We start from the raw sequence: 23,016 nt of genomic DNA, 5'->3' as shown, positions 1-23,016 counted from the left end.
CGCGAGCGGCCTCGTTTCGTTTTGCGTTGCCCGGAGTCGACGGCTTGGTCGAAGCTTCGAAACCGCCTCTGAAAGTGTGGGCCGTATCGGACGGCCGCGCCGGCATCGAGGCCCAGGTCGTGGGCCTGTCGGAGGCGATCGCGCGCCTGGTTCCCTGCGAGGTCACCGTCAAGCGCGTGGGCTGGAGCGGCGATATCGGCCGCCTGCCGTGGTGGCTGAACCTGTTGCCCAAGCGCTGGCTGACGCCGGAAAGCGGCATTCCCCAAGCCAAGGACGGCGACTGGCCCGACCTGTGGATCGCCGCCGGCCGCGCCACCCTGCCGCTGTCGATCCGCGCCAAGCGCTGGTCTGGCGGCAAGACCTTCGTGGTTCAGATCCAGGACCCCCGCGTGCCGGCCACCATGTTCGACCTGGTGATCCCGCCCAAGCACGACCGCCTGACCGGCGACAACATCCTGCCGATCACCGGATCGCCGCACCGCGTGACCCCCGCCCGGCTTACGAGCGAATACGCGGCCTTCGCGGATGTCATCGATCCCCTGCCCCATCCGCGCGTGGCGGTGCTGGTCGGCGGGAAGTCCAAGGCCTTCGATCTCTCCAGCGAGCGCGCGGCCCAGATCGCCCACTCGATCCAGATCCCGCTGGAGCAGGACGGCGGGTCCTTGCTCATGACCTTCTCGCGGCGCACGCCCGAACCGGCCCGCGCCCTGATGACCGCCCGCCTGCGCCACCTGCCGGGCGTGGTCTGGGGCGGCGAAGGTCCCAACCCCTATTTCGCCTTCCTGGCGGCGGCCGACTACATCCTCGTCACCGAGGACTCGACCAACATGGCCACCGAGGCGGCCTCGACCGGCAAGCCGGTGTTCGTGCTGAAGATGGACGGTTCCAGCCTGAAGTTCCGCATGTTCCACGAGGAGCTGGAAAGCCAGGGCGCGGCGCGGCCTTACGGCGGCGCCTTCCACGGCTGGTCCTATGCGCCCGTCAACGAGACCGACCGCGCGGCGCGGGAAGTGCTGAGCCGGATCGGCGTGGAGATCCCGGAACCGGTCGTCGAGGTCGAGGCGGAGGCGGAGGCGGTCGAGGACGCGCCGAAGCCGAAGCGGAAGCCTCGCGCGAAGACGGTCGAGAGGGTCACGGAAACGCCCGCCGAGAAGCCGGCGCCCAAGCCTAGGAAGCCCCGGGCGACAAAAGCAAAAGCCTGATTTTTGCGGCTTGCGAGCGCGCGAATGTTCGCGTTACGTTCGCGACATGGTTAAGCGCCCTACGCCGATCCCGATCACCAAGACGGCCCGCAACGAGCAGCGTAAAGCGGTCGCGACCACCTGCAACGCCGTGTCCGTCGCGCTCCTCATCTCGGTGGGCCTTCAGCCGCTGATGGCTGGCCATTTCAGCCCCCCGAACTTCCTCAGCGCCGTCGTCACGTTCATTGCCCTGCAGGTCGTTCTCCACTATGTCTTGAAGACGTTGGAGGACTAATGGACCCTTTCCTTCAGTTCACACTGACGATGCTGGGCGGCGCGGGCATTGCTTTGGTCGTGTTCTGGCTGTCCATGCGCAGCGACCGCCGCTGAGCCTCCCCCTTTTCTAGACATGACCCGCATCCTCTTCGTCTGCGCGGCCGGATCCCGTGTCGGCGGCGGCCATGTGATGCGGTCGCTGACCCTGGCGCGAGCCTTGGAGGCGCGCGGCGCGACCTGCGCGTTCCTGGCCTCGCCCGAGGTCGCCCCCGAGGTTGCCACGGTGCTGGACGCCTTCGCGCCGGAGATGACCCGGGCCGAAACCGACGAGGGTTTCGACGCCGTGGTCTTCGACAGCTACGCCCTCACCGCTGACGACCACCGCGCGATCGCCAAGGGTCGCCCGAGCCTGGTCATCGACGACCTGGCCGACCGGCCGCTGGCCGCCGATCTGGTCCTGGACTCCGGCCCGGCGCGAACGGCGCGCGACTATGCCGGCCTGGTCCCGCCGACCGCCAAGCTGCTGCTCGGCCCCGACTACGCCCCCGTCCGCCCGGCCTTCGCGGCCTTGCGCGCGGCCGCGCTGGCGCGCCGCGCCGAGCGCGCGCCGGTGGGCCGGATCCTGGTCTCGCTGGGCCTGACCGACGTCGGCGGGATCACCGGTCGCGTGGTCGCGCTGCTGCGGCCGATCATCGGCGCGGTGACGCTGGACGTGGTCCTGGGCGGCGGCGCTCCCAGCCTCCCGGTCCTCTGGGCCCTGGCCGCCGACGACCCGCGGCTGGAGCTTCACGTCGACACCCAGCACATGCCGGAACGGGTCTTCGCTGCCGACCTGGCCATCGGGGCTGGCGGCTCGACGACCTGGGAGCGCTGCGTCCTGGCCCTGCCCGCCCTGACCCTGATCCTGGCCGACAATCAGGTCGCCGCCGCGCGCGCCCTGGAGGCCGTCGGGGTCACGCCCTGCCTGGCGGTCGATGCGCCCGATTTCGAGACGGCCTTCGTCGACGCGGTGCGATCGCTGCTGACCGACGCCGACAAGCGCGCGGCCCTGTCGACCGCCAGCGCCGCCGTGTGCGACGGAAGAGGGGCGGATCGGGCGGCGGAAGCGTTCCTGGCCCTGCTCGCGACGCAAGCCCTCTAGCGAACAGCGTTCGCCTGCCTCTATCTTGGCCTTGACCAAGCGAGGGGGCGACATGGCGCGGAAGAAATCGGTGGTGATCACCGGGGTATCCACCGGCATCGGCTGGGCGGCGGCCAAGGTATTGATAGGAAGAGGCTTTCACGTCTTCGGCAGCGTCCGAAAGCAGGCCGACGCCAACCGCTTGCAGGACGAGTTCGGCGACGCCTTCACGCCCCTGGTGTTCGACGTCACCGACGGTCCCGGCGTCCGGGCCGCCGCGCGCCAGGTCGAGAGGGCCCTGGCCGGCGCGACTCTGGCGGGTCTGATCAACAATGCCGGCGTCGCCGTGGCCGGGCCGCTGCTGTACCTGCCCGTCGACGAGTGGCGCCAGCAGCTGGAGGTCAACCTGACGGGCGTGGTCATCGCCACCCAGACCTTCGCGCCCCTGCTCGGCGCGGGCGGCGGGCCGGTCAAGGACCCCGGGCGGATCGTCAACATCTCGTCGGTCGGCGGCCGCAACGCCAACCCGTTCATGGCCCCCTATTGCACGACCAAGTTCGGGCTGGAGGGCCTGTCGGAATCCCTGCGCCGCGAGCTGATGCCGTTCGGCGTCGACGTCGTGGTCGTCGCCCCCGGCGCGGTCGCCACGCCGATATGGGACAAGGCCGACCAGATCGACACCACACGCTACGCCAATACCGTCTACGCCCCTGCCCTGGAGCGCCTGCGGAGCTACATGCTGGCGATCGGCAAGTCGGGCCTGCCGCCGGAGAAGATCGCCGAGGTCATCCACACGGCGCTGACGACCGCGAGACCCAAGGTCCGCTACGTCGTCTCGCCCTCGCCGATGCAGGTGCTGATGACCGAGATCCTGCCCAAGCGGACGCTGGACCGGATCACGGCCAAACGGCTGGGATTGATCGCGAACTAGAGCATTTTCCGACGAAGTGGATACCGGTTCGTCGTCAGAAAATGCGTCAAAACAAGACGCTAGAGCATTTCAACGATCCAGTTGGATCGGAAAATGCTCTAGCCCAGGGCCCGCCAGGCGACATAGGCGGCGGTGGCTACGATCATCACGGCGAACAGGCGGCGGGCGAGGCCCGCCCTGGCCGCCAGGCGCGGGGCAAGGCGCGCGCCCGCGACCACGCCGAAGGCGCCGCCGACCACCAGGGCCAAGAACACGCGTCCGTCCACCAGGCCGGAGGCGGCGTAGCTGACGCTGGTGGCCGCGCCGAACAGGGTGACCGACACCAGCGACGAGGCCGCGGCATTGGCCAGGGTCATGCCGGTGGCCGCCATCAGGCCCGGCGCGATGAGGAAGCCGCCGCCGATCCCGAAGAAGCCGGCCGCCAGGCCCGTGGCCGCCCCGACCGGGACCAGCCGCGCGGCCTTGGCCGGATCGATGCGCACATCGGGATCACCGGGCGAGCCAGGGGCGCGGAACATCGATAGACCCACGGCCGCCATGGCCACGGCGAACCCGAGCAGCAGGTGCTGGCCCGCGACCGCCTTGGCCAGGTGCGCGCCGACCAGCGAGCCGACAAGGCCGGGCGCGCCGAAGGTCAGGGCGCAAGGCCACTTGACCCGGCCAGCCCGAGCCTGGGCGACGAGGCCCGCCGCGGCGTTGACCGCCACGGCCGCCGCCGAGGTTCCGATCGCCACGTGCGGATCCCTGACGCCGACGACATAAAGCAGCAACGGCGTGGCCAGCACCGACCCGCCCCCGCCGAACAGGGTCAGCAGCAGGGCGACCAGCGCCCCGCTGAGCAGGGCCGCGAGCAAGCTGATGTCCATGGCCTTACGCCGACACCGGACGGTTCCAGGGCGCCAGCGCCAGCAGGCGCGCCATGCCGCAGAAGCCGGTGACCCCCGCGAAGGTCAGGCCCAGCCCGACAAAGGCCGCGACGCCCAGGAACAGCGGCGAGACGGTCACGCCAAGCACGACGCCCACGAACACCAGCAGGCCGGCGGCGATCTGCACCTGGCGCATGATTTCCAGCGGCGCTTTGAGATCCAGTTCGACGGGCAAGCCGGCGGCGTCCCAGGCGTCGAGACCACCCTCAAGGACATAGGCGCCCGCGCCGCAGGCGGTGGCCAGGCGTTGGGCGTTGGCCGTCGTGCGCATGCCCGAACGACAGGTGAAGACCACCTCCCGGGCGTCAGGCAGGCTCAGGCCCTTGGTGTCCAGGGTCGAGACGGGCCGCGACAGGGCGCCCCGCGCGCGTCGGCGGGCGAACTCGTCGGGCTCGCGGATGTCGACCAGGACGGCTCGGCCGTCCAGCAGGCGCTGGGCGACGTCGTCAGGCTTCAGGGACGTCAGAGTGGGGGAGGTCATGGGCGGCGCTCTCTGCTGGGGGACAGAAGATCTCCGCGAGGACGCCAACCACCTTCAGGGCGGCGGGATCGGCGATCCGGTACCAGACCGTTTGGGCTTCGCGGCGCGCGGCCACGACCCCCTCGTCGCGCAACACCGCCAAGTGCTGCGAGAGCGCCGACTGCGACAGGCCGACCAGGGGCTGGATCTGCCCCACCGACCGTTCGCCCTCGGCGAGCTGGCAAAGGACCATCAACCGCCGCTCATTGGCCAGGGCGCGCAGGAGCCTTGCGGCTTCGGCGGCGCTGGCCTCGAACTGGCTGACATCGAAACGCGAGAGATCAAACATGAGAGCCACATATATTAGCTTGTGCTAATTTAGCAAGTCCTTATATGAAGGTCTCGCTTATTTGGAGGCTCCGTCCATGCGACCCAAGGTTCAAGCGTTTTTCGATCCGGCCACCTTCACGGTCACCTATCTGGTCAGCGATCCCGCCACGCGCGTGGCCGCCATCATCGATCCGGTCCTCGATTTCGAGCCCAAGGCCGGGCGGCTTTCGACCCAATCGGCCGACGCCCTGCTCGCGGCCGTCCAGGCCCAGGGCCTGACCCTGGCCTATGTGCTGGAGACCCACGCCCACGCCGACCACCTCACCGCCGCCGACTACCTGCGCCGCCAGACCGGCGCGAAGATCGTCATCGGCGCGCGCATCGTCGAGGTGCAGAAGACCTTCATCCCGGTGTTCGAGGCCGGGGCCGCCGCCGACGGCGCGGTGTTCGACGTGCTGATGAACGAGGGCGACAGCCTGCCGCTGGGCGAGTTGACCATCGGCGCCCTGCATACGCCCGGTCACACCCCGGCCTGCCTGACCTATCGGATCGGCGACGCGGCCTTCGTCGGCGACACGCTGTTCATGCCCGACTATGGCACCGCCCGCGCCGACTTCCCCGGCGGCGACGCGCGCACCCTGTACCGCTCGATCCGCAAGGTGCTGGACCTGCCCGCGGACACGCGGATCTTTGTCGGCCACGACTACCTGCCGGAGGGCCGTTCGGACTATCGCTGGGAAACCACCGTGGCCGAAGAGCGGGCGCGCAACATTCACGTGGGCGGCGATGTTGGCGAGGAGGCCTTCGTGGCCCTGCGCCAGGCGCGCGACGCGACCCTGGCCGCTCCCACCCTGATCCTGCCGGCGCTGCAGGTGAACATCCGCGCGGGCGCCCTGCCCGAGCCCACGGCGGCGGGGAACGTCTTCCTGCGGATCCCGGTGACGGTCGCCGCCTAACCGACCATCGACCAGTCCAGTGGCTCGCCGCGCGCGATATCCCGCGTCGCGGTCTTGCCCAGGACGTTGTCCAGCTCGCCCGGCGGCAGGCCGTTGCCGGGGCGGACCGAGCGGATGTTGGCGCGAGACAGCGTCTCGCCAGCCTTGATGTCGGCTGTGACGTAGAGCGAGCGGCGGAACAGCAACGAGCCCTGCTCGGCGCCCAGCACGTCGTAGTGGGCCGCGCCCAGCGAGGCCCAGGCGTTCCTGGCATCATCGACCAGGGCTTTAAATTCGAGCGGCTCCAGGCTGAAGGCCGCGTCCGGTCCGCCGTCGGCGCGGGCCAGGGTGAAGTGCTTCTCGATCACGCAGGCGCCCAGCGACACCGCCGCCACGGAGGCCGCCGTGCCCGGCGTGTGGTCCGACAGGCCGATCGGGCAGCCGAAGCGGGCGGCCATGTCCGGAACGTTCCGCACATTGGCGTCGGCGAAGGTCGCCGGATAGCTCGACACGCAGTGCAGCAGCAGCACCCCCGCCGCGCCGGCCGCCAGGGCCGTGTCTCGGGCGGTCTTCATCTCTTCCAGGTTGGCCATGCCGGTCGAGATGATCAGCGGCTTGCCCTTTGACGCGGCGTACTTGATCAGCGGCAGGTCGACGGCCTCGAACGAGGCGATCTTGAAGGCCGGGGCGTCCAGCCCGTCCAGCAGGTCCACGGCGGTCTCGTCGAACGGGCTGGAGAAGATCGTCACCCCGCGCTGGCGGGCGCGCTCGAAGATCGCCGCGTGCCACTCGAACGGCGTCTGGGCTTCCTGGTAGAGCTCGTAGAGGGTGCGCCCGTCCCACAGGCCGCCGTGGATCCTGAACTCTGGCCGGTCGACGTTCAGCGTGATGGTGTCGGCGGTGTAGGTCTGGATCTTGATGGCGTCGCAGCCGGTGTCGGCGGCTGCGTCGACCATCGAAAGGCAGCGCTCGAGGCTGCCGTTGTGATTGCCCGACAGCTCACAGATCACATACGGCGGGAAGTCCGCGCCGATCTTTCGGCCGGCGATCTCGATAAAGGGGGCGGACATGGCTTGGTCCTTGGGTCCTGGTCACCCGGAAACGTGGTTGCCGCCAGCTTAACCCCGGAAAGGTGGATGAGGCGTCAATCGCGGCCCGACGCGAACAAAATCCATGATTGAGTCGATTGCACCGCGCCGCTATTTCGCGCTCAATTTGTTCCCGGTATTGACGGAGGAAACTTGTCGCGGGGCGCGAAGCTTTTCTCAGCCATGGCGGCGAACCCGAAGGGCGATTGGCGTATCGGTGACGTCGAAGCGGTCTGCCGTCATTTCGGCGTGACCTGCAGAGCGCCGTCCGGCGGCTCTCACTATACGCTTTCGCACCCTTCGAGCGTTGGAATCCTTACGATTCCGGCGCGCCGGCCGATCAAGCCGGTGTACATCAAACAGCTCGTGACCTACCTTGGACGTGTGATGGGACCCGCGAACGATGCCTGACGACGGCTACAGCATCGTGGTCGAACCCCTCTCCGTCGAAGACGGTGGAGGGTTCCTGGCGACCGTGCCCGATCTTCCCGGCTGCATGTCCGACGGTGAAACCGAAGCCGAAGCGCTGCGGAACGTTCGCGCGGCGATCGAGGACTGGATGAGCCACGCCCGGGCGGAAGGCCGCAAGATTCCCGCGCCCAACAGGCATTTCAGTCACGGAATTTAGAACCCAAACGGCTTCGACTGGACCCCACAATATAGCGCCGGAGCGGAATCGCGCCTAGATATCCGCCATGTCCACGACCGCTCCCCGCCAGACCCGCTGCCTGATCATTGGTTCGGGCCCCGCCGGCTACACCGCCGCCATCTATGCCGCCCGCGCGCTGCTGAAGCCCGTGCTGATCGCCGGCATCCAGCCCGGCGGCCAGCTGACCATCACGACCGATGTCGAAAACTATCCGGGCTTCGCCGACGTCATCCAGGGTCCCTGGCTGATGGACCAGATGCGCGCCCAGGCCGAGCATGTCGGCACGGAGTTCGTCAGCGACATCGTCACCTCGGTCGACCTGTCCAAGCGCCCGTTCGCGGTCAAGACCGACAGCGGCCAGGACTGGATCGCCGAGACGATCATCATCGCCACCGGCGCCCAGGCCAAGTGGCTGGGCCTGGAAAGCGAGAGCAAATATCAGGGCTTCGGCGTTTCGGCCTGCGCTACCTGCGACGGCTTCTTCTATCGGAATAAAGAGGTCATCGTGGTCGGCGGCGGCAACACCGCCGTGGAAGAGGCTCTGTTCCTGACCAGCTTCGCCAGCAAGGTGACCCTGGTCCACCGCAAGGACGAGCTGCGGGCCGAGAAGATCCTGCAGGAGCGCCTGCTGGCCCACCCGAAGATCGAGGTGATCTGGGACAGCGCCATCGACGAGGTCAAGGGCGAGAGCAACCCGATGGGCGTCACCGGCGTGCGCCTGAAGAACGTCAAGACCGGCCAGACCCAGGACATCGCCGCCGACGGCGTGTTCATCGCCATCGGCCACGCCCCGTCGTCGGCGCTGTTCGCCGGTCAGCTGGAGGTCGGTCCGGGCGGCTATCTGAAGGTCAAGCCGGGCACGGCCGCGACCGCGATCGAGGGCGTCTACGCCGCCGGTGACGTCACCGACGACGTCTACCGCCAGGCCGTCACCGCCGCCGGCATGGGCTGCATGGCCGCGCTGGAAGCCGTCCGCTTCCTGGCCGAGGAAGACCACAAGGCCGCGCACCATCCGCTCAGCCATACCGAGGCCAATAAAATTGGGGTTTGGTAGCTGATCTCTCCTCCCCCTTCATGGGGGAGGTGGATCGGCGCGGATACGCGACGAGACGGAGGGGGGTTTGTCATGCGCCGGTGGCGCGGCGCTGACCCCCTCCACCGCCGTTCGGCGGTCCCCCTCCCCCAAGAGGGGGAGGAGAGGCTACCCCGGCCCTCACCTAATTCAGCGGGCTCAACAAGCTCGGCGGGCGCGGTTTCGGCTTTGGCGGCGGCGGCGGGGGCGTCACGGCCGGCGCCGGAACGGTCGCCGGCGGGGGCTCGCTGACCGCCTCCAGCGCCTTGTTGATCCGCGCGATCTCGTCGGCCGTCGGGATCCGCCGCCCCGCCACGCTCCCCTGCATCGTCAAACGCTCGCCGGTCGGCGAGTTCTCGTCGGGCACCGACACCAGCTTGGCGTCGGGCAGGGCCAGGTTCGAGACCCCCAGCATCTCGGCCATGGCGCCCGTCGCCGCCGGGGGGGCCGGCGCGTTCTGGGCGGCCAGGATCTCCGGCGGGGCCGCTTCCAGGGTGCGCGGATCGGCGGCCATCAGGATGTCGGCGCTGACCGTCTCATTGCCGGAATAGCGGCCGTTGAAGGCTTTCAGCGTCCCGGCCGGACCGGTCCAGCGATAGAAGATGTGCTGGCCGAACTGCTTCAGCTTGACCAGGGTCGGAGCCCAGTACGGCGAGACGTAGTCGGCATGGTAGTGCGTCGCCACGCCCACCGGCTTGAACACGAAGCCGCTCAGCGCCCGCTTGGCCACGGCCTGGGCGTTGGCCCACAGCACCGGCGGCGGGACGCGGGCCAGCGAGCCGTCGCAGGCGAAGCTGAACTGGCAGCCGGTGGCCCGCGCCGCGCCCTCGTAGATCACCCCGCAGATCGATTTCGGATAGCCCGGATGGCGCATGCGGTTGATCACCGTCTGGGCCACGGCCATCTGACCCTCGCCCGGCTCGAACCCGGCCTCGTAATAGACCGCCTGGGTCAGGCAGTTCAGCGCCTTGGCGCGGGCGTCGGCGGTTCCCGTCAGCACGAACGGCTTGGCGACCTCCAGCTCTTCCGGCACGGCCGGGCGAAGGGCGTTGATCACCCGCGCCTCGTCGAAGTCCGGCGCGCGGTCGCCCAGCCGCGGAATGGCCTTCAGATCGATGACCTCCCAGCCCTCGACACGGCCCCAGTAGTCCTTGTGCGGACGCGGATCGTGACGCCGGGCCAGGGTCAGCATGGCGGGATCGAAGTCCGCGACATAGTGACGCAAGGCCCGCTCGGTGAAGCTGCCCGTCACCCGCATGAGGCCGGCCTCGCGCCCCGATCCGGACGGCACGTAATAGGTGGCGCACGCGGAAAGGCCGCCGACGACCAGCACGGTCGCGGCGGCCTTCCAGACCTGATGCGTTCTCAGGGTCCCCACCCCGTCCCCGGTCAGCTTACTTTCCGCCCAGGGTCGAGCGGATCATCCAGGCGTGCTTCTCGTGGGCCTGGAGGCGCTGGGTCAGGAGGTCGGCGGTGGCTTCGTCGCCCGCCTCGTCCGCGGTCGGGAAGCTGTCGCGCAGGGTGCGGATCACCGTCTCGTTGTCGGCCAGCAGCTCCTTCAGCATGGCCTCCCACTCATTCTCGGGATTGCCGTCCTTGATGCTGGAGAGGTTGCCGAAGGCGGCGTAGCCCTGCGGGGCCAGCTCGCCCAGGGCGCGAATGCGTTCAGCGATGTCGTCCAGCGCCGCCCACTCCTCCTGGTACTGACCTTCCAGCAAAACGTGCAGGGATTGGAAGTTCGGGCCGCGAACATTCCAGTGATAGCCGTGCGTCTTCAGATAGAGCGCGTAGCTGTCGGCCAGCACCTTGTTCAGCGTCGCGGCGATGTCGGCGCGCTGTTTGGCGCTCAATCCGGTGTTCAAGCTATCGGCCATCACTGATCTCCCGTGTTGCGTGCTCTAGGTAAGCGTGTCCATGCTCATGGCAAGACATCTTTGCGGGGAGCGAAGGTGGAGAAGAGAGACGCCCCGAACTTGGCTTCCGACGAGCACCGTCGAATCCATGCTCTAGTTAGCGCTTGGCTCATCCCTCCGGTTCCACCGCCGGCGTGGCGATGCGCCGCCGCCGCGCTGATCGGCGTGGCCATGGCCGTGCTGATGCGCATAGCGCTGCTCGGTCTGCACGGCGGCGTCGGCGCCACCCAGCCCTTCTTTCCGCCCATCATGTTGGTGACGCTTTACGCCGGCTGGCGCTGGGGCCTGGTCCCCATGACCGCCGGCGCGGGTTTCGCCGCCTGGCTATGGAGCGACCAGGGCGCCGTGCCGATGTCCGAGGACGAGCTGACCACCATGGTCATCTACCTGCTCTGCGCGGTCATGGTGCTGGCCGCCGCCGAGGGCCTGCGCGGGGCGATGCGCGGCCTGGCCCAGGCGCGGGAGGAACGCGCGGAGGCCGAGGCCCGCCTGCGGGTCACCCAGAGCGCGGCGGGCGTGGGTCCCTGGGACTACGACCTGGTGACCGGCGCGGTCCACATGTCGCTGGCGGCCCGGCGAGGCATGGGCATGCCGGACGACGCGGTGATCCGCCTGGACGACATTCCCCGCTATATCCACCCCGACGACCGGGCCGCGGTCCAGGGGCAGGTGGGACGGGCCCTGAAGGACTTTGGCGACTACGAGGTCGAGTACCGCCTGGCCGACACCCGGCAGGGCGAACGCTGGATTCACGCTCGCGGCGAGGTGGTCCGCGACGAGGACGGCAAGCCGATCCGCATGATCGGCCTGAACTTCGACGTCACCAACCGCCGTCGCGCCGAAGAGACCGTGCGCGAAAGCGAGGCCCGCTTCCGGACGCTGGCCGACAGCGCCCCGGCCCTGATGTGGGTCTCGCGGCCCGGCGGCGTCCGCGAGTTCGTCAACAGCGCCTATGTCGAGTTCGCCGGCCTCGACTACGAGGAGGCGGTAAGCATGGACTGGCGCACGCGCCTCTATCCGGACGACCTGCCCGGCATCCTCAAGGCCCAGGTCCAGGGCGAGGCCTCGCGCAAGCCCTTCCACCTGGAGGGCCGCTATCGCCGGGCCGACGGCGAGTGGCGCTGGCTGAAGTCGTTCTCGCAGCCGCGCTTCGATGCGGCGGGCGGCTTCGCCGGCTTCATCGGCATCGCCTTCGACACCACCGAGGCCAAGCAGGCCGAGGCCAAGCTGACCGACATCAACGAACTGTTGGAAGAGCGCGTCGAGGCGGCCGTGGCCGAGCGCGACGCGGCCCAGGCCGCCCTGCTGCAGTCGCAGAAGCTAGAGGCCATAGGCCAGCTGACCGGCGGGGTGGCCCATGACTTCAACAACCTGCTGACCGTGATCATCGGGGCCCTGGACGTGGTCGAGCGCCACCCCGACGACGAACGCCGGCGCACCCGGATGGTCGGCGCCGCCCTGGCCGCCGCCAAGCGGGGCGAGAAGCTGACCCAGCACCTGCTGGCCTTCGCCCGTCGCCAGCCGCTGAAGCCGGAGGTCTGCCGCGTCGACCGCCTGATCGCCGAGTCCGAGGGCCTGCTGAGACGCGCCCTGGGCGACGCCTACACCTTCAATCTGCGCCTGGGCGCCGGGGTCCGCTCGGCCAGGATCGACGCCGGCCAGTTCGAGGCGGCCCTGCTGAACCTGGTGGTCAACGCCCGCGACGCCACCCCGCCCGGTGGCGAGGTCACCATCGAGTCCCGCCCGATCATCATCGGCAAGAAGCAGGGCGAGCTTGAGCCGGGCAAGTACCTGCGCGTGGCCGTGCGCGACACCGGCATGGGCATGGAGGCGGCCACCGTCGCCCGCGCGGTCGAGCCCTTCTTCACCACCAAGGCGCCGGGCGAGGGCACGGGGCTGGGCCTGTCCCAGGTCTATGGCTTCGCGCGGCAGTCGGGCGGTTCGGTCGACATCGAGAGCAAGCCCGGCCAGGGCGCGACCGTGGCCCTGCTGCTGCCCATCGACGAGGGCGCGCCGGTCGCCGACACGATCCCGGCCGTCGACCATGTCCAGGCCCAGGTCCCCTCGCGCGTGCTGCTGGTCGAGGACGACCCCCAGGTCGCCGAACTGGTCGGGGCCATGCTGCACGACCTGGGCCACTCGGTGGTCCGCGCCGGCGGCGTCGACGAGGCCCTGACCCGCCTGGCCCAGGACGACGGCATCCAGCTGGTGCTCAGCGACGTGATCATGCCCGGCGGCAAGAGCGGCGTGGACCTGGCCGAACAGCTGGCCGCCGACCGCCCCGGCCTGCCGGTGGTGCTGTGCTCGGGCTACACCGGCGGCGACCAGGGCCGCGCCCGGGCGGGGGATTGGCCGTTCCTGAGCAAGCCGTTCTCGCTAGAGAGCCTGGCGCAAGCGCTGGCCCAGGCGCGGCCGCATTAGAGGCGGGTTGAGGCAAGACGCTCCGGTGGTCGGCTTTGAGGGTGAGCGGTTGTCAAATACCAAACCATTTTTGGCGAACAACGTGCTCCATCTGCAATAGGTGGTGCGGCGGTCGCGACCCCTTTCGACCTCAATTCGTATTGAGGAGAACGAGGCCACGACCTGCTAGCCGTTGCTAGCGAGGCGGCAACTCGCCGCGAGCCCGCATGCCATCGGCGATCCGCTGCAAGAAGGCGAACTCCTCGGGCTGGATCGGCAATTGCTTGGCGGTTTCGGGCGTGGACGTCGCCTCCGCCCAAATCTTCTTGCTCCGCTCCGCTTGATCGGGAGTCTGAGCGCCAAGCTGGCCTTCGAGCAGCGCATTCCAGCGCCGGACAAGCTCCTTGGCTCTCGATGTCTCTGTGTCGCCCGAAGCTTTCAAGGCCTGAAGCTCGGTGAGGAGCGCTTTCCACGCCATGGTGAAGCTGCTCGCGTCGTATCCGGACTTGGTCCAGAATTCAGTCTTCTTTCGCCCGATCTCCTCCATTTCCTCTGGAGAAAAGTGTTTTGCAACAAGTGGCTCGAAGACCTCGCGCCACTGATCGTCTGTCTTCGTCATCGTGGTCTCCCTGGTGAGTTGCATGAGATCGTCAGGAGAAAGGACCCCGTTAAGGGCGAGCTTGCCGCGGGCCGCCGCCAAAAGCTGGAGCGCATGGTCCACCTCCGATTTCCGCGCCTGCAACACGTGTTGCTGAAGGGCGAGGACGTCGTCCAGGCTGCGACACTTGCCGCCCAGAAGTTCGCCAATCCGGGCAAGGCTCAACCCGAGGCGCTTAAGCGTCAGCACTTGGTGCAGGCGGGCCTGTTCAACAGGTCCGTAGGTCCGCCAACCCTTATGTGTGCGCGTTGGAGCGATGAGACCGGCAATCTCGTAGACGCGGAGCGCCTTCGGGCTGACCCCAAGCCGTTCTGCCATTTCCGCCGGGCCAAACCATCGCAGTTTCACGCTATCCTCCTCTAGCAGGCTGTTGAAGAAGCCTCCCGTCTGGCGATGAAGTTGGCTTCGTCGCCGCCGTGGAAGCAGATCTGGCCCTTGAGGGAGCCGTCGGGCTGGAGTTGAGCCCATCCGTCGCCCTGGGCCTCATCCATTTCGTCGTTTCCGCGCCAGTCGAACTGCACGGCGTCGTGGTCGCCGGCGGCGGCGAAGGCGCCAGTGACGCAGCCGAAGGCGAACTGGCCATGGGTGGCTTCGAAGAGGATGTAGGCGGGCTCCATCATGTCCCGATAGTCGTCAGTGTAGTCGGGCGTCTGGACGATGCGCCACTGGCCCAGGACGCTCATGCCGGGGCCGCCAGGAGCTTGGGCAGACGGATCAGGTTGTAGGCCGCCAGCGCCAGGGTGAAGGCGGCGTCGACCTTGGCGCGGCCGCGCACCTTGACCTTGGCTAGGCCGGCCGAGCCCTTGATCCAGCCGAACACCTCTTCGATGCGCTTGCGACATCGCTGGCTGATCGCATAGCCGGGGTGGCGCTTGGTGCGGCCGTCAATGGCGGTCGAGCGCGGCTTGCCCAGCTTGGACAGGTGGCCATCGACGGCGATGTGCGGTGTCACCCGGCGCGCCCGAAGTTGGCCAATGAAGTCGCGCACGTCATAGGCCTTGTCGGCGCCCAGGGTGATCCGACGCCGGCCGCTTCTTCGGTCCAGCATCGCCACAGCCGCCTCGCGCTCGGCTGTGCCCGTGGCCAGGGTCACCCCACCATCCGTCACCAGGCCATGGCGGTTCTCCATCAGGGCGTGGCCCATATAGCAGAGCCTCGCCGGCTGGCCGTCGCCCTTCTTATAGAGCCGAGCCTCAGGATCGGTGGTGCTGCGGTGCGTCTGGTTGGAACGCTTCTCCTTGTGGAAGCCGCGCTCGGCGTTGCGACCCGGCCCCTCGGGATCGCTGTCGTCGCCATCGACCCTGCGGAAGCTCTTGGTCGACGCCCAGGCTTCGATCAGCGTGCCGTCCACCGAGAAGTGGTCTGACGACATCAGCCGCTTCACCCGAGGCTGGGCCAGCACCGCGCGCAGGAACTTGCCGGCGATCTCGCCCGCCAACAGCCGGTCGCGGTTCTTGGTGAAACTGGAATGATCCCAGGCCGCATCGTCCACGCCAAGACCTACAAACCAGCGGAACAGCAGGTCAAACTCCATCCGCTCCATCAACTGGCGCTCCGATCGGATGCCGTAGAACGCCTGCAGCAGCATGGCGCGCAACAACCGTTCCGGCGGGATCGACGGACGTCCCAGCCTCGGCGGATAGAGCGCCGCGAAGTCCGCGCTCAAATCCCCAAGCGCCCCGTTCGCGATCTCCAGGATCGGCCGCAAGGGATGATCGCGCCGAACCCGAGCATCCAGATCTACATATGAGAACAGCGACCCCGTCCGCTCGTCCGACCCGCGCATCCACCCCTCCAGAGCTCCCGCCCAAAGAGTGAATCATGTCGAACTCCGCCCCGCTACGGACTTCTTCAACAGCCTGCTAGACCACACCTCCTGTGGGATCGGCCCCTGGGGACGGGTCAAGCGGTAAAGTCTCAGCGACGAAGATTTCCCGGAAGCGGTCGGGCGGACGGACCCGTCGCACGCTTTAGCTGCTTGGCGAGCCGCTGACGGTCCCCGCTGTCCGCGAGGAACCCCGGCGCATTTACCCTAGATGGCAATGTCGGAAACATCACACAGCTTTACCGGTAGTTTACCCCTGACGCGCGACAACTCGGCGCACAACCTTCAGTGGATGCCGCGCCTTGCTCAAGCGTATCGCAGCCATCGATGTGATCCGGGGCTATTGCCTCGTGAACATCTACGTCAACCACATCATGGTCGGCGTGCTGCACCAGTTCTCGCCGTCGAATTTCGGGCTGTCCGACAGCGCCGACCTGTTCGTGTTCCTGTCGGGCGTCTCGACCTTCCTGGCGTACGGCAAGCTGGATTTCCGCGACAGCGTGGGCGCCCTGTGGAAGCGGTCGGCCAAGCTCTATGGCTGCAATCTGCTGCTGATCGGCGCCACCCTGGCGATCCTGGCCGCCTTGGCGGCGCTGACCGGTCCGACGCCCCTGTTGAGCGCGCCGCTGTTGCGCGCGCTGGCCAACGAGCCCTGGCCGCTGGCGGCCTGGCATGTGCTCACCCAGCAGCAGTCGGTCGGCCTGTCGATGGTGCTGCGGCTCTATATCGGGCTGATGGCGATGGCGCCGGTGTTCCTGTGGCTGGCGGCCCGGCGCTGGTGGTGGGGGCTGCCGCCCGCCGCGTTGATCTGGATCTGCGCTGGCCAGCTGGAACTGGTCGACCATGACAGCCTGACCGGCGCGTCGCTGATGCTGAGCATCCTGCCCTGGACCATGACCTTCGCCTGCGGCGTGGCCCTGGCGGCGGCGATGAAGCAAGGCGTGCGGCCGCCACGCTCGCGCCCGCTCGCCGGCGCGGCCTTGGTCATGGTGCTGGGCTATGTCGCGCTGCTGTACGCCCTGCCCTCCTGGCCCGAGGGGCGGGCCTGGTTCGAGACCCGCGACGAAAGCTTCTGGCTGGGGGCCAGCAAGAGCATGGTGTCGCCGTTGCGGATGCTGCACCTGCTGGCGCTCGCTTATCTGTTCGTGGCCTTCGCGGACGCACCGGTGATCCGCCTGATCCATCGGGCCGATCCGAACACGTTCCTGGCCGTGCTGGGCCGCCGCTCGCTGCCGGTTTTCGTGACCGGCGCGGTGCTGGCCGAGGTCGCCAACGAGCTGTTGAACCTGGCCAACCTGCGCTGGGGTCCGTCGTCCCCGGCCGCCGTTCTGGCGGAGACGCTGCTGGTAGCCGGCGGGACGGCCGCGCTCTGGGTCGCGGCGAAAGCCCCCTGGACCCCATCGGCGCGGCCGGCCGGTCTGCCCGTCAGCCTGTCCGCCCGCTGGCGCGCCCGCGAAAACCTTGCAACCGCCGCCGTGACTCCGCGCGGCTTCCCCCCTAGGCTCCGCTTCCGCGCGTGCGCTTGAGGGGGTATTGGGAATGGATCGTCGGCTGACGGCGCTGGTCGCCTTGTTGTTGATGTCGGGTTCGGCTCTGGCGCAGACCGCGCCGCCCGCGCCCGCGGCGCCCGCCGCCGATGCGGCCAAACCGGACAAGCCCGAGAAGTGGAACGTCAACGCCCCGCCCGGCGTGGCCACCCGCGAGATCCGCATCACCGTCGACAACGGCACCTGGATGAATGTCGACGTCTCGCGCGACGGCAAGCTGATCGCCTTCGACCTGCTGGGCGACATCTACACCATGCCGATCGCCGGCGGGACGCCGACCCGGATCGCCGAGGGCCTGGCCTATGACCACCAGCCGCGCTTCTCGCCGGACGGCAAGCGCATCGCCTTCACCTCGGATCGCGGCGGCGGCGACAACATCTGGGTGATGAACCTGGACGGCAGCGACAAGCGCCAGGTGACCAAGGAGGACTTCCGCCTGCTGAACCAGCCCAGCTGGAGCCCGGACGGCCGCTTCATCGTGGCCAAGAAGCACTTCACCACCGGCCGCTCGCTGGGCACCGGCGAGGTGTGGATCTACCACGTCTCGGGCGGCGGCGGCGTGCCGCTGGTCAAGCGCGCCAGCGAAGTTCTGCAGAAGGAGCTGGGCGAGCCGATCTACGCCGCCGACGGCAAGAGCATCTTCTACGTCCGCAACATCACCCCGGGCCCGATCTTCGAATACGCCCAGGACTCCAACACCGACCTGTTCGACATCGAGCGCTACGACCTGGAGACCGGCGAGGTGACCACCGTCGTCTCGGGCGTCGGCGGCTCGGTGCGCCCGACCCCGTCGCCGGACGGCAAGAAGATCGCCTTCGTCCGCCGCGAGCGGGCCAAGTCCAAGCTCTATGTGAAGGACCTGACCTCGGGCGAGGAAAAGAAGGTCTATGACGCCCTGGACCAGGACGTGCAGGAGACCTGGGCGGTCACCGGCGTCTATCCGAACATGGCCTGGACGCCGGACGGTACAAGCGTGGTGTTCTGGGCCGGCGGCAAGATCCGCCGCGTGGCCGTGGCCGATGGGGCCAATAGCGTCATCCCGTTCAAGATCGACGACACCCGCGTGGTCATCGACGCCATCCATCCGAAGGTCGAGATCGCCCCCGACCGCTTCCAGACCAAGATGCCGCGCTGGGCCAGCGTCTCGCCGGACGGCAAGTCGGTGGTGTTCGAGACCCTGGGGAAGCTGTGGATCAAGCCGACGGCGGGCGGCAATGCGCGCCGGCTGGTGACCAGCGACGAGGCCGAGTTCGAACTCTATCCGGCGTGGTCGCGCGACGGCAGGACCATCGTCTTCGTCGGCTGGACCGATCAGGGCCTGGGCCATATCCGCACCGTCCCGGCAACCGGCGGCGCGGCCAAGGACGTGATGAGCCAGCCGGGCCACTTCGGCGTCCCGCAATTTTCGCCCGACGGCAAGACCATCGTGTTCGAGCTGCGTCGCGGTGGCGGCCTGACCTCGCCGCGCTGGTCGCAGAACCCGGGCGTCTATCGCGTGGCCGCCAGCGGTGGCACGCCGGTGAGAATATCTCGCGACGGGTCCGAGCCGCAGTTCGGGGCCAGCAACGACCGCGTGTTCATGCTGATGTCCGAGAAGGGCAAGCGCCAGCTGGTCAGCACCAATCTCGACGGCGAGGCCAAGCACGTCCACGCCAGCGGCGAGATGGTCAACGACTACCAGGTCGCGCCCGACGGCCAGAACGTCGCCTTCCGCCAGAACTACGAAGCTTTCGTCATGCCGCTGCTGCCCGGCGCGCAGGACGTCTCGGTCGACCAGAAGGGCGGCGCCCTGCCCGTCACCCGGGTCAGCGCCGAGGGCGCGGATTTCATCAACTGGTCGAACGGCGGGCAACAGATCCACTGGAGCATGGGCCCGACCCTGTTCACGGCCAACACCGAGGCGGTCTACGCCAACGCGCCCCCCGCTGAAGCGCCGAAGGACGCGCCGAAAGACGCCTCGAAGGACGCCGGCAAGTTCAAGCCGGTCGCCACGGGCATCTCCCTCTCAATGGAGGTCGCCGCCGACAAGCCGACCGGCGTCGTGGCCCTGACCGGCGCGCGCATCGTCACCATGGCCAGCAAGGACGGCGGCGTCATCGACGACGGCGTCATCGTCATCAAGGGCGACCGCATCGTCTCGGTCGGTCCCAAGGCCGGCGCTTCGATCCCCGCCGGCGCCAAGGTCATCGACGTGGCCGGCAAGACCATCATCCCCGGCCTGGTCGACGCCCACGCCCACGGGCCGCAGGGCGAGGACGACCTGGTGCCGCAACAGAACTGGTCGTCGATGGTCAACCTGGCCATGGGCGCGACCACGATCCACGATCCGTCGGCCCGCGCCGCCGAGATCTTCGTGGCCGGCGAGATGCAGCGGGCCGGCAAGATCCTGGCCCCGCGCACCTTCTCGACCGGCGAGATCATCTACGGGGCCAAGTCGCCCGAGGTCTATGCCGAGATCAACACGCTGGACGACGCCCTGGCCCATGTCCGCAGGCTGAAGTCGCAGGGCGCCCACAGTGTCAAGAACTACAACCAGCCCCGCCGCGAACAGCGCCAGATGGTGGTGGTCGCCGCCCAGAAGGAGGGGATGGAGGTCGTGCCGGAGGGCGGCTCGCTCTACAGCATGGACGTCACCCTGGTGCAGGACGGCAATTCGACGCTGGAGCACAACCTGCCGGTCGACCGCTTCTACGACGACATCGTCAGCTTCTGGGCCCAGACCAAGACCAACTACACCCCCACCCTGGTGGTGGCCTATGGCGGCCTGGCCGGCGATCCCTACTGGCGCCAGCACATGGACGTCTGGAAGCACCCGCTGCTGTCCAAGCACGCCCCGCCGGCCCTGCTGGCGGCGCGCAACGTCCGCCGCGCGTCCGCGCCGGAGGAGGACTATGTCGACGGCGCCACGGCGCGCGAGGCCAAGAAGCTGGCCGATCGCGGTGTGCAGGTGGCCATCGGCGCCCACGGCCAGCAGGCGGGCCTGGGTCCGCACTGGGAGCTATGGTCGTTCGTGCGCGGCGGCTGGACCCCGGTGGAGGCGCTCGCCGCCGGCACCATCAGCTCGGCCCGCAGCCTCGGCTACGACAAGGACGTTGGCTCGCTGGAGCCCGGCAAGCTGGCCGACCTGCTGGTGCTGGACGCCGACCCCACGGTCGACATCCGCAACAGCGACAAGATCAACCGCGTGATGCTGGGCGGACGGCTCTACGACCCGACGACCTTGAACGAGGTCGACACCGGCAAGCGTGTCCGCCAGCCCTATTGGTGGGAGCGCACCGGGGAGGCCTACGGCGGCAGCCAGCCGGCGGAGTCCACCACCGAGGATGTCGGCTAGAGCATTTTCCGACGAAGTGGACACCGGTTCGTCGTCAGAAAGTACGTTAAAACAAAGGTCTAGAGCATTTCACCGATCCAGTCGGATCGGAAAATGCTCTAGGCGAGCGGACCGCGCTAGAGCCTGTTCGGTTTAGATGGAACCATCTAAACCGAGTAAACAGGCTCTCAATCATAGACTTAGAGCGCGTTCGAGCGGTTTAACCGCTCACACAAAAACAACGCGCTGTAGGACTTGAAGACGGGGGGCTGCTCCGCAGCCAGCCGTTTTAATGCCTCTTCCCGGGCGCTCGCCAGCGTCCTGGTCGTCTCGGAGCGACACTTTGTCGCCGCGAGATCCCACGTTTTGCCGCTTTGAGCTTGGCAATGAAGTCCGCCCGTTAATCGTTGGCGCCTAAGCATGGTCGGGCCGAGACGGAGGCTTCCGCACCCGGCCAACATGAAGCCGCCCGTGCTCGGACGATGCGGCGACAGGCGAGGCGTTGCGATGGCGAACTTCCCGTGGTCCAGCGATGCTGGAGCGACCCTGGACGCGCTCAAGCAATCGTTCGCGATCATCGAGTTCGAGCCGGGCGGCAAGATCATCACCGCCAATACGCTCTTCTGTCAGACCGTCGGTTACAGCCTTTCGGAGATCCAGGGCCGGCATCACAGCCTGTTTGTCGACCCCGCCGCGGTCCAAAGCCAAGCCTACCAAGACTTCTGGGCGCGGCTCGACAGCGGCCAGTTCGATTCCTCGGAGTACAAGCGGTTCGGAAAAGGCGGCCGTGAAGTCTGGCTGCAGGCGTCGTACACGCCGGTCCGCAACGCCGCGGGCAAGGTCACGAAGATCGTCAAGCTGGCCCTGGACATCACCCAAGCCAAGCAAAGGTCGGCCGAGGACGCAAGCATCCTGAAGGCCATCTTCCGCTCCCAGGCCGTGATCGAGTTCAACCTCGACGGCATCATCCTGGAGGCGAACGAGAACTTCGAGGCGGTCACCGGCTACGGTCGCGACGAACTGGTCGGTCAGCACCACCGCATACTGGCCGAGCCCGACTACGCGGCCAGTCCCGCCTATGCCGAGTTCTGGAAGAAGCTGGGCCGCGGCGAATTTCTGGCCGACGAGTTCCGCCGCCTGGGCAAGAACGGCCGGGAAATCTGGATGGAAGCATCCTACAATCCGGTGTTCGACGCCGACGGCAAGATCACCAAGATCGTCAAGTTCGCCACCGACCTGACAAGCCGCATGGTCAATGTCGCCTTTATCGGCGCGGCGCTCGCGAAGCTGGCCGAAGGCGACCTCACCGCGCGGGTGGAGCAAAACCTCATACCGTCCCTCGACCAGCTGCGGGTCGACTTCAACGCCGCGGCCGAAGCCCTGCACGAAGCGCTCGCCCAGGTCGCCTCGGGATCGTCCGCGATCCACTCTGGCGCCGACGATATCGCTCAAGCCTCGGATGATCTGTCTCGCCGCACCGAACAGCAGGCCGCCAGCCTGGAAAAGACCGCCGCGGCGCTCGATGAGATCACCGCCACCGTCAAGCGGTCCGCGCAAAGCGCCCAGCAGACCAACGCCACCGTCTCCCTGACGCGGACCGAAGCCGAAGAGTCCGGCCGCGTGGTGGACCGGGCGGTCGAAGCCATGGCGCAGATCGAAGCGTCCTCCCAGCAGATCAGCCAGATCATCGGGGTCATCGACGAGATCGCCTTCCAGACCAATCTGCTGGCGCTCAATGCCGGGGTCGAAGCCGCCCGCGCGGGCGAAGCGGGTCGCGGCTTCGCGGTCGTCGCCCAGGAGGTGCGCGCCCTGGCTCAGCGATCGGCTGACGCCGCCAAGGAGATCAAGGCTCTGATCTCCACCTCGACCCAGCAGGTCGAGCGCGGTGTCGGCCTGGTCAACCAGACCGGCAAGGCCCTGCAATTCATTGTGGGCAAGGTGGCGGAAATCGACGCCCTGGTCGCCGAGATCACCGTTTCGGCCCAAGAGCAATCGACCGGTCTGGTCGAGGTCAACACGGCCATCAATCACATGGATCAGGTCGTCCAGCAGAACGCGGCCATGGTCGAGGAGGCCACGGCCGCCAGCCACGCCCTGACAGGCGAGGCCGGGGATCTGGCCACGGTGGTGTCGCGGTTCACGCTGAAGGCCGCGGGGGCCCGAGGCGCCGGACGGGCCGTGGCGCCGACCGCCGCCGCGCAATTCGCTCGCGCGAGCTAGCGATCCAGGCCTTCGCCGATCCGCCTGGCGCAGTCTCTTCGGCCCCGTTCACCGACGTCGCGCGAAATTTTTTCGGGCTTATCGCGCGAGGGCCTCATCCGCGAGCGGCGATCCGGCGTAATAGGGTCATGCATGCGATGCGACAGATGCAAGTCCGTTGGCAAGGCGCTCG

Annotated in this window: 20 protein-coding genes; 11 read left to right on the top strand and 9 right to left on the bottom strand. The window is 68.1% G+C overall.

Annotation, left to right across the window (positions count from 1 at the left end):
* Positions 1-44: 44 nt before the first annotated feature.
* The 4 genes from ACW175_RS04055 (at position 45) to ACW175_RS04040 (ending at position 3,508) form a co-directional block, all read left to right on the top strand.
* Positions 45-1,202 (top strand): mitochondrial fission ELM1 family protein, encoded by a 1,158-nt coding sequence (locus ACW175_RS04055; protein WP_492103374.1) that lies wholly within the window; start codon positions 45-47, stop codon positions 1,200-1,202.
* 46 nt (positions 1,203-1,248) lie between these two features.
* Positions 1,249-1,476 carry a hypothetical protein gene (locus ACW175_RS04050; protein WP_492103373.1) on the top strand — a complete coding sequence of 76 codons (228 nt, stop codon included), beginning with the start codon at positions 1,249-1,251 and terminating at the stop codon, positions 1,474-1,476.
* Positions 1,477-1,590: 114 nt separating this feature from the next.
* Positions 1,591-2,598: a UDP-2,4-diacetamido-2,4,6-trideoxy-beta-L-altropyranose hydrolase gene (gene pseG / locus ACW175_RS04045; protein WP_492103372.1), complete on the top strand. Its 1,008-nt coding sequence runs from the start codon at positions 1,591-1,593 to the stop codon at positions 2,596-2,598.
* A 52-nt stretch (positions 2,599-2,650) separates the two neighbouring features.
* The gene (locus ACW175_RS04040) at positions 2,651-3,508 is read left to right on the top strand and encodes an SDR family NAD(P)-dependent oxidoreductase (RefSeq protein WP_492103371.1); all 858 of its coding nucleotides are present in this window, start codon (positions 2,651-2,653) and stop codon (positions 3,506-3,508) included.
* 98 nt (positions 3,509-3,606) lie between these two features.
* On the opposite strand, the gene ACW175_RS04035 is transcribed toward ACW175_RS04040, so the two are convergent.
* The 3 genes from ACW175_RS04035 to ACW175_RS04025 are packed head-to-tail and all read right to left on the bottom strand — an operon-like array spanning position 3,607 to position 5,243.
* On the bottom strand, positions 3,607-4,374 hold the full coding sequence (locus tag ACW175_RS04035) for a sulfite exporter TauE/SafE family protein (RefSeq protein WP_492103370.1): 768 nt from the start codon (positions 4,372-4,374) through the stop codon (positions 3,607-3,609).
* 4 nt (positions 4,375-4,378) lie between these two features.
* Complete coding sequence (locus ACW175_RS04030; protein ID WP_492103369.1) at positions 4,379-4,915, bottom strand: rhodanese-like domain-containing protein; 537 nt, start codon at positions 4,913-4,915, stop codon at positions 4,379-4,381.
* On the bottom strand, positions 4,881-5,243 hold the full coding sequence (locus tag ACW175_RS04025) for an ArsR/SmtB family transcription factor (RefSeq protein ID WP_492103368.1): 363 nt from the start codon (positions 5,241-5,243) through the stop codon (positions 4,881-4,883). The genes ACW175_RS04030 and ACW175_RS04025 overlap by 35 nt, the downstream gene beginning before the upstream one ends.
* A 76-nt stretch (positions 5,244-5,319) precedes the next feature.
* Here ACW175_RS04025 and ACW175_RS04020 point away from each other — a divergent pair, with 76 nt between their 5' ends.
* Positions 5,320-6,180, top strand: a complete 861-nt coding sequence (locus ACW175_RS04020) for an MBL fold metallo-hydrolase (protein WP_492103367.1) — start codon at positions 5,320-5,322, stop codon at positions 6,178-6,180.
* Here ACW175_RS04020 and pseI read toward each other — a convergent pair.
* Positions 6,177-7,229: a pseudaminic acid synthase gene (gene pseI, locus ACW175_RS04015; RefSeq protein WP_492103366.1), complete on the bottom strand. Its 1,053-nt coding sequence runs from the start codon at positions 7,227-7,229 to the stop codon at positions 6,177-6,179. The two genes, ACW175_RS04020 and pseI, sit on opposite strands and share 4 nt — an antisense overlap.
* A gap of 421 nt (positions 7,230-7,650) precedes the next feature.
* On the opposite strand from pseI, the gene ACW175_RS04010 reads away from it, so the two are divergent.
* Both ACW175_RS04010 and trxB read left to right on the top strand, forming a co-directional pair.
* Positions 7,651-7,875: a type II toxin-antitoxin system HicB family antitoxin gene (locus tag ACW175_RS04010; protein ID WP_492103365.1), complete on the top strand. Its 225-nt coding sequence runs from the start codon at positions 7,651-7,653 to the stop codon at positions 7,873-7,875.
* Between the two features lie 67 nt (positions 7,876-7,942).
* Positions 7,943-8,950, top strand: a complete 1,008-nt coding sequence (gene trxB / locus ACW175_RS04005) for a thioredoxin-disulfide reductase (RefSeq protein WP_492103364.1) — start codon at positions 7,943-7,945, stop codon at positions 8,948-8,950.
* A 163-nt stretch (positions 8,951-9,113) separates the two neighbouring features.
* Here trxB and ACW175_RS04000 read toward each other — a convergent pair whose 3' ends face one another.
* Positions 9,114-10,346 carry a cell wall hydrolase gene (locus tag ACW175_RS04000; RefSeq protein WP_492103363.1) on the bottom strand — a complete coding sequence of 411 codons (1,233 nt, stop codon included), beginning with the start codon at positions 10,344-10,346 and terminating at the stop codon, positions 9,114-9,116.
* A gap of 16 nt (positions 10,347-10,362) precedes the next feature.
* The gene (locus ACW175_RS03995) at positions 10,363-10,842 is read right to left on the bottom strand and encodes a Dps family protein (protein ID WP_492103362.1); all 480 of its coding nucleotides are present in this window, start codon (positions 10,840-10,842) and stop codon (positions 10,363-10,365) included.
* Between the two features lie 60 nt (positions 10,843-10,902).
* Between ACW175_RS03995 and ACW175_RS03990 the strand changes: the two genes are divergently transcribed.
* On the top strand, positions 10,903-13,302 hold the full coding sequence (locus ACW175_RS03990; RefSeq protein ID WP_492103361.1) for a hybrid sensor histidine kinase/response regulator: 2,400 nt from the start codon (positions 10,903-10,905) through the stop codon (positions 13,300-13,302).
* Between the two features lie 175 nt (positions 13,303-13,477).
* On the opposite strand, the gene ACW175_RS03985 is transcribed toward ACW175_RS03990, so the two are convergent.
* The 3 genes from ACW175_RS03985 to ACW175_RS03975 are packed head-to-tail and all read right to left on the bottom strand — an operon-like array spanning position 13,478 to position 15,725.
* The gene (locus tag ACW175_RS03985) at positions 13,478-14,287 is read right to left on the bottom strand and encodes a MerR family transcriptional regulator (RefSeq protein ID WP_492103360.1); all 810 of its coding nucleotides are present in this window, start codon (positions 14,285-14,287) and stop codon (positions 13,478-13,480) included.
* Between the two features lie 11 nt (positions 14,288-14,298).
* A complete protein-coding gene (locus ACW175_RS03980; protein WP_492101776.1) occupies positions 14,299-14,622 on the bottom strand; it encodes a hypothetical protein in 324 nt (107 codons plus the stop codon).
* Positions 14,619-15,725, bottom strand: a complete 1,107-nt coding sequence (locus ACW175_RS03975; protein WP_492101777.1) for an IS5 family transposase — start codon at positions 15,723-15,725, stop codon at positions 14,619-14,621. Before ACW175_RS03975 ends, ACW175_RS03980 begins: the two co-directional genes overlap by 4 nt.
* A 341-nt stretch (positions 15,726-16,066) precedes the next feature.
* Between ACW175_RS03975 and opgC the strand changes: the two genes are divergently transcribed.
* The 3 genes from opgC to ACW175_RS03960 all read left to right on the top strand — a co-directional run bounded on the left by opgC (position 16,067) and on the right by ACW175_RS03960 (position 22,844).
* Positions 16,067-17,290, top strand: a complete 1,224-nt coding sequence (gene opgC / locus ACW175_RS03970; RefSeq protein ID WP_492103359.1) for an OpgC domain-containing protein — start codon at positions 16,067-16,069, stop codon at positions 17,288-17,290.
* 13 nt (positions 17,291-17,303) lie between these two features.
* Positions 17,304-20,645: an amidohydrolase family protein gene (locus ACW175_RS03965; RefSeq protein WP_492103358.1), complete on the top strand. Its 3,342-nt coding sequence runs from the start codon at positions 17,304-17,306 to the stop codon at positions 20,643-20,645.
* Positions 20,646-21,131: 486 nt separating this feature from the next.
* A complete protein-coding gene (locus tag ACW175_RS03960; RefSeq protein ID WP_492103357.1) occupies positions 21,132-22,844 on the top strand; it encodes a methyl-accepting chemotaxis protein in 1,713 nt (570 codons plus the stop codon).
* Positions 22,845-23,016 lie beyond the last annotated feature (172 nt).

This window comes from Caulobacter sp. FV1ye6ST (genome assembly GCF_058681225.1).
The sequence above is the reverse complement of the archived record's forward strand: the minus strand, read 5'-3'. Positions and strand labels throughout refer to the sequence as shown.